The sequence below is a fragment of the Nocardia sp. NPDC003183 genome (assembly GCF_053590715.1).
Map to the genome: position 1 here is coordinate 205,006 of NZ_JBSFTG010000003.1, position 14,327 is coordinate 219,332.

Below are 14,327 nucleotides of genomic sequence, written 5' to 3' on the forward strand. Positions count from 1 at the left end.
GACGCTAAGGACGCGCGCCGCGTTCGAGCAGGTCCCCTTCCCGCTGACCGGCACATTCGCGCATCGATGCTCTCCCGGTGATCGGGAGAGCCGCCCCACGACCACCGGCGCCGGGCCTACCGTCGAGCGCAATTCGAGGTGGTACCAGGAGGAAACAGTGGTGGACTGGAACGACGAGGTGGATGTGCTGGTCGCGGGGTCGGGTGGTGGCCTGGCCGGCGCCTACACCGCCGCGCGCGAGGGACTCAGCGTCGCGGTGGTCGAGGCGACCGACAAGTTCGGCGGCACGACGGCGTACTCGGGCGGCGGCGGGGTGTGGTTCCCCTGCAACCCCGTACTGGAGCGCGCGGGCACCGACGACACCCTCGACGACGCACTGACCTACTACCGCGCGGTGGTCGGTGACCGCACCCCCGACGAACTGCAGCAGACCTACGTGCGGCGAGGCCGCGATCTCATCGAGTACCTCGAAGCCGACGACCATTTCGCCTTCATGGTGCTGCCGTGGCCGGACTATTTCGGGAAGGCACCCAAGGCCCGGCTCGACGGTCAGCGCCACATCATGCCGACGCCGCTGCCTGCCGCGGAGCTGGGCCCGCTGCGCGCATCGTTGCGCGGAACGCTGGACACCGACCGGCTCGGCGCTCCCCCGCAGGACCTGCTGATCGGCGGTCAGGCGCTGATCGGACGGATGCTGCGCGCGATCTCGAGCTACCCGCACGCACAGCTGCACCTGGATTCGCCGCTGGTGGAACTGGTGGTCGAGGACGGTGTGGTGACGGGCGCGATCGTCGAACGCGACGGCGCCCGCGTCGCGATCCGCGCGCGGCGCGGCGTGATCCTGGCGGCGGGCGGTTTCGAGCAGAACGCCGAGCTGCGCACGCACTACGGTGTGCCGGGCGAGGCACGAGACACCATGGGGCCCTGGGGAAATCAGGGTAGGGCGCATCAGGCGGGCATCGCGGCGGGCGCCGACACCGATCTGATGGATCAGGCGTGGTGGTCGCCCGGACTGACCCATCCCGACGGGCGGTCCGCGTTCGCGCTGTGGTTCACCGGCGGCATCTTCGTCGATCAGGACGGCAAGCGGTTCGTCAACGAGTCGGCCCCCTACGACCGGCTCGGCCGCGACGTGATCCGCCAGATGAACGATCGCGGGCTCACCCTGCCGTTCTGGATGATCTACGACGACAAGGAGGGCGAGGTGCCGCCGATCAAGGCCACCAATGTCTCCATGGTCGAGACCGAGAAGTACGTCGAGGCCGGTCTGTGGCACACCGCCGACACCCTCGCCGAGCTGGCCGCGAAGATCGGCGTGCCCGCGGCGAACCTGGCGGCCACCGTGGAGCGGTTCAACGCGATCGTCGCCACCGGTGCCGACCCCGATTTCGGGCGCGGCGACGAGGCCTACGACCGGGCCTTCTCCAACGGCGAACCGCCACTGGTGACCATCGACAAGGGGCCCTACCACGCGGCGGCGTTCGGCATCTCCGATCTGGGCACCAAGGGCGGGCTGCGCACCGACAGCGCGGCCCGGGTTCTCGGCCGCGACGGTGAGCCGATCCCAGGCCTCTACGCCGCGGGCAACACCATGGCTGCCGTGAGCGGCGAGGTCTACCCCGGCGGCGGCAATCCGATCGGCGCGTCCATGCTGTTCAGCCACCTCGCCGTCCGCCACATCCTCGGCGAATGATCCACCCCCGGTCTTTCCCGCTGGACGGGAGAGACCGGGGCATCCGAGCCACCGGATGTGGTTCGGTTCACAGACTCATCCCTTTCGACATTTCAGGAGCGACACGATGGCTTCAGCGGACGACATTCGCGCAACGGTGCGCAAATATGTGGAGGCCGTCGGCAGCGGTACGGCCGCCGACGTCGTCGCCCTCTACCGCGAGGACGCGACGGTCGAGGACCCGGTCGGCACCGAACCGCATGTCGGGCACGCGGCGATCACGAAGTTCTACGAGAACATCGAGCCGCTGGAGCGTTCGACCGAACTGTTCTCCGTCCGCGTGGCCGGCAACAGCGCCGCGTTCAGCTTCCGGGTGGTCACCAAGTTCGGTGAGCAGACCTTCACCCTCGATCCGATCGATGTCATGACCTTCGACGAGGACGCCCGCATCGTGAGCATGCGCGCGTTCTGGTCCCAGGACGACATGGTCGTCGGCTGAGCGAGGCGGAGATGACTGCGACCGAACAACACTGGGATCACGAAGTCGGCTTCCTCGTCGTCGGCAGCGGCGCGGGCGGGCTCACCGCCGCGCTCGCCGCCGCCGATCGCGGCCTGGACACCCTGGTCATCGAGAAAGCCTCCGTGTACGGCGGCAGCACCGCGCTCTCGGGCGGCGGCATCTGGGTGCCCAACAACCCGGCGCTGCTGCGCGAGGGCCTCGGCGATTCCCGCGCCGACGTGCGCGCCTATCTCGACGCCGTGGTCGGCGATCGGGTGCCGTCGGCCAACCTCGACGCGTTCATCGACGAGGGCCCGCGCATGCTGGCCTTCCTCGAGACCAGCCCGCACCTGCGTTTCCAGTGGTGCGCCGGCTATTCCGACTATCACCCCGAAGCACCGGGAGGACGGCCAGCGGGCCGCTCCATCGAGCCGCTGCCGGTCGATCTCAAACAGCTCGGCGCCGATGAGGATCTGCTGCGTCCGGCCGCGCTCGCGACACCGCCGGGGCTGTTCATCACCTCCAAGGACTTCGTCCAGCTCAATATGGTGACCCGCACCTGGAAGGCCCGCTGGACCGCGCTGCTGACCGGCCTGCGGGCGGTCAAGGCCATCGTGTTGCGCAGACACATGGACACGCTCGGCCGGGCCCTGATCGCCCGGCTGCGCCTGGCCGTGCGTGATGCGGGAGTGCCGCTGTGGCTCGACACCCCGTTGCGCTCGCTGATCACCGACGACGCGGGCGCGGTGCTCGGCGTGCTCGCCGAGCGCGACGGCCGCGAGATCCGGATCAGGGCGCGTGCCGGTGTGCTGCTGGCCACCGGCGGGTTCGAGTACAACCAGGCCATGCGCAAGGACCACCTGCCCGAGGGCGGACGCGACAACTTCAGCGCGGCGTCGGCGGACAACACCGGCGACGGCATCATCGCGGGCGAAAAGATCGGCGCGGCAGTCGATCTGATGGACGACGCGTGGTGGATGCCGTCGTTCCAGCGACCGGAGGGCATCAACCAGGTGCTGGTGTCGGAACGCTCGATCCCACGCTCGATCATCGTCGACGGCACGGGCAAGCGGTTCACCAACGAGGCATCGCCGTATGTGACGTTCGTGCACGCCCAGCTGAAGGGCGGCCACGATCCGGCCTGGCTGATCTTCGACGCGAAAGCCAAGAGCCGCTACCCGATCGGTGGCATCGTGCCCGGCCAGAAGTTCCCGGCCTCGTGGTCGGGGGCCGGCCTGATCCGGTCCGCGCCCGATCTCGAGGGACTCGCCGCCGCCATCGGCGTGCCCGCCGACGCGTTGCGCGACACCGTGGGACGCTTCAACGGTTTCGCTCGCGACGGGCACGACGCGGACTTCGGCCGCGGTGTCAGCGCCTACGACAACTACTACGGTGATCCGACCCTGGCCACGCCCGCACTCGATGTGCTGGACAAGGGCCCGTACTACGCGCTGCGGGTGCGGATCGGCGACCTCGGCACCAAGGGCGGCCTGGTCTACAACGCCGACGCCCAGGTGCTGCGCGCCGACGGGTCTCCCATCCCCGGCCTCTACGCCGTGGGCAACACCTCCGCCGCGGTGATGGGCAACGACTACGCCGGTGCGGGCGCGACGATCGGCCCGGCCATGGTGTTCGGCTACATCGGCGCCCGCCATGCCGCCGGCGAGCGATGAGAGGGGCGGCCATGCAACCCGTCGAATGCGCTTCCTGCGGAAACAAGGTGCTGGCAGAGAAATTCAGTCCCAGTCACACCAGCATCCAGTGGCTCGACGACGCCGAGTCCGCGTGCCCCGAATTCGCTCGGCGCGCGGCCCTCGGTGAGCACAGCAGCTGGATCCCCACCTGCCCCGCCCTGCGCGACTCCATCGAGGACGCTGTCCGCGTCGGCGCGCTGGCGACCGATCAGCTCCGCCACGAACCGGTTCCCGGCCGACTCGGCTGACACCCAAGACCAGGAGAGAACCCCATGAACAGACTCGACAACCACCGGACGCTGGTCACCGGCGCCGCCTCGGGCATCGGCGCGGCCACCGCCCTGCGACTGCTCGACGAGGGCGCCAGGGTGGTCGCCGCCGACGTATCAGCCGAGGGCCTCGCCGCGACGAGCGCGCAGGCCGCCGAGCGCGGCACCGCCGACCGGCTCACCACCCTCACCATCGATATCGGCGACGAGCAGTCGGTGATCGAGGGCGTCCGCTCCTCGATCGAGACCCTCGGCGGCCTGGATTCGCTGGTGAACGCGGCGGGCATCCTGCGTGCCTCGCACACCGATCAGACCCCGCTCGACCTGTGGGACCTGATCATCCGGGTGAACCTCACCGGCACCTTCCTCGTCGTCCGCGAGGCACTGCCGGCACTGCTGGTCAACCCGCGCGCGACCGTGGTGAACTTCAGCTCGACGTCGGCGGCCTTCGCGCACCCGTACATGGCGGCCTACGCGGCGAGCAAGGGCGGCATCCAGTCCTTCACCCACGCCATCGCCCTCGAGTACGGCGGCAAGGGCTTGCGCGCGGTCTGTGTCGCGCCCGGCAGCATCAAGTCCGGAATCACCGAAGCCACTGGCGGATACGTGCCCTCCGACGCCAACTGGGCCCTGTTCGGAAAGCTGTCGCCCGTCCTGCCGACCGACCTCGAATCCGGCGGCGCGGGCATGGGTGACCCTGCCGCGGTCGCCGGCGTGATCGCGATGCTCGTCTCCGAGGACGGCGCCTTCATCACCGGTACCGAGATCCGCATCGACGGCGGTACCCACGCATGACCGACCTGAGCTACGAGGGCACGCTGCGCGAGATCACCACCGATGCGGGCGTCTTGCGGTACCACGAGGCGGGCGAAGGACCGCCGCTGTTGCTCCTGCACGGATCAGGGCCCGGTGTCACCGGATGGCGCAACTTCCGCGGTAACCTCGCCGTCTTCGCGCAACGATTCCGTTGTCTCGTCCTGGAATTCCCCGGTTTCGGGGTGAGCGACGACTTCGGCGGACATCCGATGATCACCGCGCTGGATGCGGTGGTTCGTTTCGTCGACGCGCTCGGCCTCGACAGCGTCGACATCATCGGCAACTCGATGGGTGGCGGCGTAGCGCTCAACTACGCCATCGCCCATCCCGAGCGGGTCGGCAAGCTGGTGACGATCGGCGGCATCGGCCGCAATCTCTTCAGCCCCGGCCCCGGCGAGGGCATCAAGCTGCTCCAGGAGTTCACCGAGGAACCGACCCGCGAGCGGTTGATCCAGTGGCTGCATTCGATGGTCTACGACCCCGCGATGGTGACCGAGGAATTGATCGAGGAGCGCTGGACCCAGGCCACCGATCCCGCGACACTGGACAGCGCTCGCCGGATGTACAGCAAGGCCGCGTTCGCGATGATGATCAAGGCGATGGAGGCCTCCGACGCACCGCCGCCGTGGGCGATGCTGCACAAGGTGGCTGCCCCCACGCTGATCACCTGGGGCCGCGATGACCGGGTGAGCCCCCTCGATATGGCGCTGATCCCGATGCGTACCATCCCGCGCGCCGAACTGCACGTATTCCCCCACTGTGGGCACTGGGCGATGATCGAACGCAAGGGCGAATTCGAGTCGGCCGTACTGGCTTTCCTCACCCGCGAGGACACCGCGCACTGAACCGGCACAATGCGCGGGCCGCCATCGGGCGGCCCGCGCATTGCGGTTTTCGCGGCGGATTCTCTGCCGGCTGCTGGCAGGATGAACTGCTATGCGCTTCACCGTGCCCACCATCGTGGTGATGATGGCGGCAGTCCTGCTCACTGGATGTTCGCTCTTTCCGCAAGGGCCCGATCAGGCCGAGCGTGACCGCTGGTCCCGGGTGATCGAGACAGCCATCGAGGCCCTTCCGGGAGTGGCCGACGCGTCGCATACGTTCCAGTACCACCCGTACGGCCCCAACTCCTACTACACATCCCGACTCGAGGTGCAGCTCGAGGACGGCGTCACACCAGCCGAGACCGCGTCTGTCGTGCGTGTCATGGGCGCTCAGCAACTGCCGCCGCACTATCGAGGCGACTCGACCATGGTCAAGATCCACCGGAAGACCGACTCCTTTTCCGGGACCGGCAGTTCGTGGCGGAACGTGGACGTGGAAGCGAACGCGGCATACACCTGGACCCGAGTGTCAGCGGCCGATACCGGTGCGCAGATCCACTGGTCCACCAGCAGCTTCACCGCCACCGCGGACACGGACGGACCGACCGAATTCATCAGTGTGCGAGCGGGCTCCGAGGCCGAACCCCACCGGGCCACCGCGGCGATGCGCCGCATCATCCAGGACTTCCCCGAACTGGCATCCAACTACTGGACAGTGTCCCCCGTTCATGGGGAGAGCATGTCCGAGCACTACTCGAAACTGGCGCCCAGTTCGACCCACACGGACCGCCGCCCCCGTTTCCCCTCCACCGGCGAACTCGAACTGTGGGAGTGGTTCCTGACCGATCAACCCACCCCGTTCCTCGCCGAGGTGTCGGTATTCGACCCGCCCGACACAGCGGGCCGCACACTGGGCGTCACGGTATTCCCGCCCAGCGGACAGAAATTCAGTGCCGCGCAGGCGACACAACTCGCCGACCGGCACCTTCGTTACCTGTCCCGGCCCGGTGCTGTGGTCGACTACACGATCGTGACGCGCGACGGCCCCGGGGTCGCCGTCCTTGTCGGCGGCTGCCCGGCATCCGAGCGCGAGGTCGCACCGGAGTCGGAGCCCTTCGCGCGTCAGTACGAACGGTGCTAGCGCACTAGCGCTGGGTGCTGCCCGCGTCGATGGGCAACGTCACCGCGGTGATGTAGCGGCCCTCGTCCGAGGCGAGAAACAGGGCGGCATTGGCGATGTCGACCGGGTCGACCCACGGGATGGGCAGCATGTTCATGGTCACGGCCGCCTCCGCGAATTCCTCGCGGGTGGGGTTCTCCCGGTCGGGCCGGAACACCTTGCGCACCATGTCGTTCTGGATCATCGGGGTGTCGACATTGGTCGGATGCACCGAGTTCACCCGGACATGGTGCGGGGCCAGCTCTTTCGCGAGCGAGCGCATCAGCCCCACCACCCCGTGTTTGGCGGCGGTGTAGTGCGCGACACCCACCAGGCCGCGTAGTCCGGCGATCGAGCTGGTCAGGATCATCGCGCCGCCGCCGCGCGCGATCAGGTGCGGGGTGGCGGCCTTGCACGTCTGCCATACCCCGGTCAGATTGACGTCGATCATCGTCTGCCACTGCTGTTCGGTCAGTTCCAGTGCGCCGCCGCTGGAACTGATTCCGGCAGTGGCGCAGACGATGTCGAGACCACCCAGCTGCTCGACCGCGGCGTCGACCGCGGCCCGCAGCGCCGCGCCGTCGCGGACGTCGACGGTCGCGGCGACGATCCGCGCACCGGTCGCCTCGACCGCGCGCACGGTCTCGGCGAGGTCGTCGTGCGTCGCTCCCGGCGACACCACGGTCTCGACCGGCCCGCAGATGTCGACGGCGACGATGTCGGCGCCTTCCTCGGCCAGCCGGATCGCCTGTGCGCGGCCGATACCGCGCGCGGCGCCGGTGATCAGCGCGATCTTGCCCGAAACCCGTCCCATGTCACACCTTCTGAGTAAGTCCGGCATCCACCACGAGTTGGGTTCCCGTCACGTAACGGGACTCGTCGGATGCGAGGAAGAGCACGGCATTGCTGATGTCGACCGGATCCACCCACGGAACGGGCAGAATCGTGCGCCGGGCCAGCGCCTCCGCCGCGTCCTGCTGCGTCGGATTCGGCAGGTCGGGGCGCAGTTTGGCGTACACCGCGTCGTTGAGGATCATCGGCGTGGCGACGGAGCCGGGATGCACCGTGTTCACCCGGATCCCGCGCGGGCCGAGCTCGTTGGCCAAGGTGCGGGCGAGCCCGACCACGGCGTGCTTGCTCGCCGAGTAGTGCGCGGCGGCGGCCGCGCCGACGATGCCGTTGGTGGAGCTCACGATCACCACCGAGCCGCCGTCGGACAGGGCGGGGACGGCCGCGCGCACGGTGTGCCACATGCCGGTGAGGTTGATGTCGATGGTGCGCTGCCAGGCCTGATCCGACAGCTCCCAGGACAGGCCGAGGTCGGTGTAGATGCCGGCGTTGGCCACGATCACGTCCAGGCGACCCAGCGCGGCGACGCCGTCGGCGACTGCCACGTCCAGGGCTGCCTGATCGCGCACGTCGGCGACGCCGGTGACGCACTGGCGACCCGTTGCCTCGACTTCGCGTGCCGTCTCGGCCAGCTCTGGCGCGGCGGCCTCGATGTCGAGTGCGATGATGTCGGCGCCTTCCTCGGCCAGCCGACGGCAATGGGCGCGGCCCATTCCCCCGGCCGCGCCGGTCACCAGCGCGACGGTGTGCTGCATGCGGTTCATCGGGTGCCCCCGGAGAATCTGGTGTCCACGAGCCCGACGCTAGGGTCGCCGTCCACCGCATCCGCCCTGGTCTTCCCGGTCAGCGGGCAGTGCATCGCGATCTCCCGGCCACCGGGAGCCACGGGCTCCGCAACGCCGGCGAGCCTGCGACGGTGCTCCGCAAGACCGGTTCCGAGATCGAGGAGAACACCAGTGACGAGGGCGACTGTCGACGTTCCGCGGAGCTCGCGGGTGGTGACGCTGCGCGTATCCGCGGTGATCGAAGAGACCGCGGACGCGCGGACGCTGGTGTTCGAGGTACCCGAAGCGGTCGCCGACCGCTTCGCCTTCCGGCCGGGCCAGTTCCTCACGCTGCGGATCCCGAGCGAGCGGCCCGAACCGGTGGCGCGCTGCTATTCGCTGGCGAGTTCGCCGTTCACGGGCGATCCGCCGCAGGTCACGGTCAAGCGCACACCCGGCGGCTACGGCTCGAACTGGTTGTGCGACAACATCGCTGTCGGCGACACCCTCGATGTGCTGCCGCCGCAGGGCGCCTTCACCCCGGCCTCACTCGACACCGATCTGCTGTTGTGGGCGGCGGGCAGCGGCATCACACCGGTGATGTCGATCCTGCGTTCGGCCCTGGCCTGCGGCACCGGCCGGGTGGTGCTGTTCTACGCCAATCGCGAGCAGGCATCGGTGATCTTCGCCGACGCCCTGCGCGATCTCGTCGCGCGGTACCCGGGCCGGATCACTGTGGCGCACTGGCTCGAATCGCTGCAGGGCCTGCCCACCGCGGCCCAGCTGGCCGACTTCGCCGCGCCGTATTCGTCCTTCGCGGCGTTCGTGTGCGGGCCCGGCCCGTTCATGTCGGCGGTGACCGAGGCACTCTCGGGCGCCGGATGGCCGCGCGAACGCGTCACCACCGAGGTGTTCGTCTCGCTGTCCGGTGATCCGTTCGCCGAACCCGAGCCGCTCGACCCCGTCGACGACGCGGATGCCGCGCGCGTGGAGGTAGAGCTCGACGGGACCGTGCACGCGTTGAGCTGGCCGCGCTCGCGCACCCTCGTCGACGTCATGCTCGCCGGCGGGCTCGATGTCCCGTACTCCTGCCGCGAGGGCGAGTGCGGAACGTGCGCGTGCACCGTCGTCGACGGCGAGGTCACCACGACCAACTCGGCCGTCCTCGATCAGGACGACATCGACGCCGGGTACACCCTGGCCTGCCAAGCCCGCCCGCGCACCGACCGGGTCCGTATCCGCTTCTGAGCGAGAGGTGTTCTGTGGCAACCGATACCGCGCGGCCCGATGTCGGCTTCGGCTCGGACCGTGGGCCGGTGCTGGCCTCGCTGATGCTCGCCACCGGACTCGTCGCGCTCGATTCGACGATCCTGGCGACCGCGGTGCTGTCGATCACCGGCAGTCTGGGCGATTTCACGCTGTTCCCGTGGCTGTTCACGAGCTATCTGCTCGCCCAGGCCGTCACCGTGCCGATCTGCGGCGCGCTCGCCGACACGTTCGGGCGCAAACCGGTGATGTTGTTCGGCATCGCGGTGTTCGCGCTGGGCTCGCTGCTGTGCGGGCTGGCGAGCAGCATGCTCGCCCTGATCGTGTTCCGCGCCGTCCAGGGCATCGGCGCCGGCGCCATCCAGCCCACCACCATGGTCATCGCGGGTGATCTGTACACGTTGGCCGAACGTGCCACGGTCCAGGGCTATCTGGCCGGGGTGTGGGCGGTGGCCTCGGTGACGGGCCCGCTGCTCGGCGGTATCTGCGCCGACTATCTCGGGTGGCGGTGGATCTTCCTGGTCAACCTGCCGCTGGCCGCGCTCGCCACCTGGATGCTGATCCGCAACTTCCACGAGTCGGTACCGCGGCGCCGGCGCAGCGTCGACTACGCCGGGGCGGTCCTGTTGACGCTCGGTGCGGGGGCACTGGTGCTCGGACTGCTCGAGGGCGGTCAGGCGTGGGCGTGGGGATCGCCGGTCGGTGTCGCGGTCTTCGGGTGCGCCGGACTGTCGCTCACGCTGTTCGTCGCCGTCGAAGCGCGGGCCACGCAACCGATTCTGCCGCTGTGGGTGTTCACCCGGCGGGTGGTGATCGCGAGCAGTGTCGCGGCCATGCTGGGCGGGGCGCTGCTGTTCGGGTTCACGACGTATGTGCCGATGTTCAATCAGGGCGTGCTCGGGTCGAGCGCCCTGGTCGCGGGGCTCGTCACCGGAGCGCTCACCCTGGGCTGGCCGTTGGCCGCGGCCAGAGCGGGAAAGGTGTATCTGCGCTTCGGGTTTCGCACGTGCGCGGTGCTGGGCAGTACCGTCGCGGCGCTCGGCGTGGTGACGACCCTGCTGCTCGACGAGGATTCAGCGCTGTGGCAGGTCGCCGCGTCGTGTTTCGTGGTGGGCGCGGGCATGGGCTTGGTGGCCACACCCACGCTCATCGCGGCGCAGACGAGCGCGCGGTGGGCCGAACGCGGGGTCGTGACCTCCGCCACCATGTTCGCGCGGTCGCTGGGCAGCGCGGTGGGAGTCGCGGTCTTCGGCGCGATCGTCAACGCGCGGCTGGCCGGCGACGGTGCGCCGACACCGCGATCGCTGTCCGCCGCAATACATCTCGTGTTCGTGTCCATCGCGGTCATGACCGTTGTCCTGGTCGTCGCGTGCGCGGCGATCCCGCGCCGGGCCGGGGAATTTCCTGTCCATCCAGCGGGAGAGCCCGGCCCGGCGAGCCGCCTCGACCACGAGCATGGGGTGGCATCACCAGACGAGAAGAGGGAGCCAGGATGCTGACAACCGGCATGCGCACCGAGCTCGCCGCCGAACTGGCGCGGGCGGAGCTGGATCGGGTGGCCGTGTCCCCCATCGTCGACCGGTATCCGGGCATCGATGTGGTGGACGCGTACGAGGTCCAGCTGCTCAATATCCGGCGCAGGCTCGACGACGGCGGAAAGGTCGTCGGGCACAAGGTGGGGCTGTCGTCGAAGGCGATGCAGCAGATGATGGGCGTCGACGAGCCCGACTACGGTCACCTGCTCGCCGACATGGAGGTCTACGAGGACGTCCCCGTCGATACCACCAAGTTCCTGCTGCCGCGCGTGGAGGTCGAGGTCGGGTTCGTCCTCGGCGCCGACCTGCCCGGCGAGGACTGCACCGAAGCCGACGTCTTGGCCGCGACCGTCGCCTACGCGCCATCGATCGAGCTGATCGACTCACGGATCACCGACTGGCAGATCGGGCTCGCCGACACCATCTCCGACAACGCTTCCTCGGCCGGGTTCGTCCTGGGCCGCGAACGCGTCGCCCCGGGCGATATCGATATCACCGCGATCGATGCCGTGCTCACCCGCAACGGTGAGATCGTCGCCGAAGGCCGCAGCGACGCGGTCCTCGGGGATCCGTCGATCGCGGTCGCCTGGCTGGCCCGCAAGGTCGCGACCTTCGGGGTCCGGCTGAAAGCGGGCGACATCGTGCTCCCCGGTTCCTGTACCCGCGCCATCGACGCCCGACCCGGCGACGATTTCCGCGCCGACTTCACCGGACTCGGCTCCGTCCGCTTGTCGTTCACCTGAGCCGATCCCACCCGCGGCCCGTCCGGGCCGCCATTCCTCGAGGAGGCCAACCGTGTCCCACGGTTCCGTCACCGCCGCGATCGTCGGATCCGGCAACATCAGCACCGATCTGCTCTACAAACTGCTGCGCTCGGAGTCCATCGAGCCGCGCTGGATGATCGGCATCGACCCCGAGAGCGAAGGGCTCGAACGCGCGCGCGGACTCGGCCTGGAAACCTCCGCCGAAGGTGTGGACTGGCTACTCGCCCAGGACGAGAAGCCCGACATCGTGTTCGAGGCGACTTCGGCCTACGTCCACCGCGCGGCCGCACCCCGCTATGCCGAACTCGGCATCCGCGCCGTCGACCTCACCCCCGCCGCGGTGGGTCCGGCCGTGGTACCGCCGGTGAACCTGGCCTCGCTGCTGGAAGCGCCGAACGTCAACATGATCACCTGCGGCGGGCAGGCCACCATCCCGATCGTCGCCGCGGTTTCGCGCGTCGTGCCTGTCCCCTATGCCGAGATCGTCGCGTCGGTCTCGTCCAATTCGGCAGGTCCTGGCACCCGCGCCAACATCGACGAGTTCACCAAGACCACCAGCCGTGGCGTGGAAACCATCGGCGGCGCCCAGCGCGGCAAGGCGATCATCATCCTGAACCCCGCCGAACCGCCGATGATCATGCGCGACACCATCTTCTGCGCGATCCCCGACGACGCCGACCACGACGCGATCACCGCCTCCATCCACCAGATGGTCGCCGACATCCAGCAATACGTGCCCGGCTACCGCCTGCTCAACGAACCCCAGTTCGACGAACCCTCCGTCGTTTCCGGCGGACTGGCGAAGGTTTCGGTGTTCGTCGAGGTCGAAGGCGCGGGCGATTTCCTGCCCCCGTACGCGGGCAACCTCGACATCATGACCGCCGCGGCAACCCGTGTCGGTGAGGTCATGGCCGATCAGATCCTGTCGACGCGGGTGTGATCATGACCGATTCGTCAGCCCTGGACACCATCACCCCCGAGGCCCTGCGTCCGCCGCAGCCGAGCCGGGCGTAAGGAGACTCGACCATGCCATTCTCTGCCGAACTCGACATCCGGATCACCGACACCTCCCTGCGTGACGGCTCCCACCACAAACGCCACCAATTCACCACCACCGAAGTCCGCGACATCGTCACCGCCCTCGACAACGCCGGCGTCCCCGTCATCGAAGTCACCCACGGCGACGGTTTGGGTGGTTCCTCGTTCAACTACGGATTCTCCAAAACCCCCGAACAAGAACTCATCACCGTCGCCGCCCGAACAGCCAAGAACGCCAAGATCGCGTTCCTCATGCTGCCCGGCGTCGGCGTCAAAGAAGACATCAAGATCTCCCAGGACAACGGCGCCGCCATCTGCCGCATCGCCACCCACTGCACCGAAGCCGACGTCTCCGTCCAGCACTTCGGCTACGCCCGCGACCTCGGCCTCGAAACCGTCGGCTTCCTCATGATGTCGCACACCCAGCCAGCCGAAACCCTCGCGAAACAGGCCCGGATCATGGCCGACGCAGGCTGCCAATGCGTCTACATCGTCGACTCCGCGGGCGCACTCGTCCTCGAACAAGTCTCCGACCGCGTCGCCGCCGTCGTCACCGAACTCGGCACCGACGCCCAGGTCGGGTTCCACGGGCACGAAAACCTCGGCCTCGCCGTGGCCAACTCCGTCTACGCCGTCCGCGCCGGCGCCACCCAGATCGACGGCTCCACCCGCCGCTTCGGCGCCGGTGCGGGCAACACCCCCGTCGAAGCCTTCGTCGGCGTCGCCGACAAGCTGGCCATCAAGACCGGCGTCGACTTCTTCGCCATCGCCGACGCCGCCGAAGACGTCGTCCGCCCCGCCATGCCCCAGGAATGCCTGCTCGACCGGCAATCACTGATGATGGGCTACGCGGGCGTCTACTCCAGCTTCCTCAAGCACGCCGAACGCCAAGCCGAACGCTACGGCGTCTCCGCCGCCGAAATGCTCGTCCGCGCGGGCAAACGCAAACTCGTCGGCGGCCAGGAAGACCAACTCATCGACATCGCTTTGGAACTCCAGCGCGAAGCCTCCGTCACGGTCTGAAGTACCCGATTCAGTCATCATCGCCCCGCGTGGATCGCACGCGGGGCGATGGTGACTTTCCACGAAGAACACGGTGCGGATATAGTCTCGTCGGCGAAATCCACTGTCCGAATGGACATTTCGAGTGGGTCGGCTATCGTCTGTCGCACGCCGTT

The 14,327-nt window shown here is 68.7% G+C and carries 14 protein-coding genes; 12 read left to right on the forward strand and 2 right to left on the reverse strand.

Annotated elements, in window-relative coordinates; all coding sequences use genetic code 11:
• The first annotated feature begins 157 nt into the window (after positions 1-157).
• From ACWDXS_RS12840 to ACWDXS_RS12870, 7 genes are all read left to right on the forward strand, one after another.
• Positions 158-1,693 (forward strand): FAD-binding protein, encoded by a 1,536-nt coding sequence (locus tag ACWDXS_RS12840; RefSeq protein ID WP_379317947.1) that lies wholly within the window; start codon positions 158-160, stop codon positions 1,691-1,693.
• 106 nt (positions 1,694-1,799) lie between these two features.
• Positions 1,800-2,171, forward strand: coding sequence for a nuclear transport factor 2 family protein (locus ACWDXS_RS12845; protein ID WP_378987699.1), 372 nt, complete (start codon positions 1,800-1,802; stop codon positions 2,169-2,171).
• A gap of 11 nt (positions 2,172-2,182) precedes the next feature.
• A complete protein-coding gene (locus ACWDXS_RS12850) occupies positions 2,183-3,844 on the forward strand; it encodes an FAD-binding protein (protein WP_449965231.1) in 1,662 nt (553 codons plus the stop codon).
• Between the two features lie 11 nt (positions 3,845-3,855).
• A complete protein-coding gene (locus tag ACWDXS_RS12855) occupies positions 3,856-4,113 on the forward strand; it encodes a hypothetical protein (protein ID WP_378627708.1) in 258 nt (85 codons plus the stop codon).
• 24 nt (positions 4,114-4,137) lie between these two features.
• Complete coding sequence (locus ACWDXS_RS12860) at positions 4,138-4,929, forward strand: SDR family NAD(P)-dependent oxidoreductase (RefSeq protein ID WP_378987705.1); 792 nt, start codon at positions 4,138-4,140, stop codon at positions 4,927-4,929.
• Positions 4,926-5,795: an alpha/beta fold hydrolase gene (locus tag ACWDXS_RS12865; RefSeq protein ID WP_387443509.1), complete on the forward strand. Its 870-nt coding sequence runs from the start codon at positions 4,926-4,928 to the stop codon at positions 5,793-5,795. Before ACWDXS_RS12860 ends, ACWDXS_RS12865 begins: the two co-directional genes overlap by 4 nt.
• A 91-nt stretch (positions 5,796-5,886) precedes the next feature.
• Entirely contained in the window at positions 5,887-6,915 is a 1,029-nt protein-coding gene (locus ACWDXS_RS12870) for a hypothetical protein (protein WP_449965236.1), read from the forward strand.
• A 4-nt stretch (positions 6,916-6,919) separates the two neighbouring features.
• Here ACWDXS_RS12870 and ACWDXS_RS12875 read toward each other — a convergent pair whose 3' ends face one another.
• Both ACWDXS_RS12875 and ACWDXS_RS12880 read right to left on the reverse strand, forming a co-directional pair.
• Entirely contained in the window at positions 6,920-7,747 is an 828-nt protein-coding gene (locus ACWDXS_RS12875; RefSeq protein WP_387443504.1) for a mycofactocin-coupled SDR family oxidoreductase, read from the reverse strand.
• Position 7,748: 1 nt separating this feature from the next.
• Entirely contained in the window at positions 7,749-8,546 is a 798-nt protein-coding gene (locus ACWDXS_RS12880) for a mycofactocin-coupled SDR family oxidoreductase (RefSeq protein WP_378987716.1), read from the reverse strand.
• Positions 8,547-8,738: 192 nt separating this feature from the next.
• On the opposite strand from ACWDXS_RS12880, the gene ACWDXS_RS12885 reads away from it, so the two are divergent.
• The 5 genes from ACWDXS_RS12885 (at position 8,739) to dmpG (ending at position 14,172) form a co-directional block, all read left to right on the forward strand.
• A complete protein-coding gene (locus tag ACWDXS_RS12885) occupies positions 8,739-9,794 on the forward strand; it encodes a 2Fe-2S iron-sulfur cluster-binding protein (RefSeq protein ID WP_449965239.1) in 1,056 nt (351 codons plus the stop codon).
• Positions 9,795-9,808: 14 nt separating this feature from the next.
• On the forward strand, positions 9,809-11,311 hold the full coding sequence (locus ACWDXS_RS12890) for an MDR family MFS transporter (RefSeq protein WP_449965242.1): 1,503 nt from the start codon (positions 9,809-9,811) through the stop codon (positions 11,309-11,311).
• Positions 11,305-12,090: a 2-keto-4-pentenoate hydratase gene (locus tag ACWDXS_RS12895; RefSeq protein ID WP_378987725.1), complete on the forward strand. Its 786-nt coding sequence runs from the start codon at positions 11,305-11,307 to the stop codon at positions 12,088-12,090. The genes ACWDXS_RS12890 and ACWDXS_RS12895 overlap by 7 nt, the downstream gene beginning before the upstream one ends.
• Positions 12,091-12,142: 52 nt before the next feature.
• Positions 12,143-13,051, forward strand: coding sequence for an acetaldehyde dehydrogenase (acetylating) (locus ACWDXS_RS12900; protein WP_378987728.1), 909 nt, complete (start codon positions 12,143-12,145; stop codon positions 13,049-13,051).
• 86 nt (positions 13,052-13,137) lie between these two features.
• Positions 13,138-14,172: a 4-hydroxy-2-oxovalerate aldolase gene (gene dmpG, locus ACWDXS_RS12905; protein ID WP_449965246.1), complete on the forward strand. Its 1,035-nt coding sequence runs from the start codon at positions 13,138-13,140 to the stop codon at positions 14,170-14,172.
• Positions 14,173-14,327 lie beyond the last annotated feature (155 nt).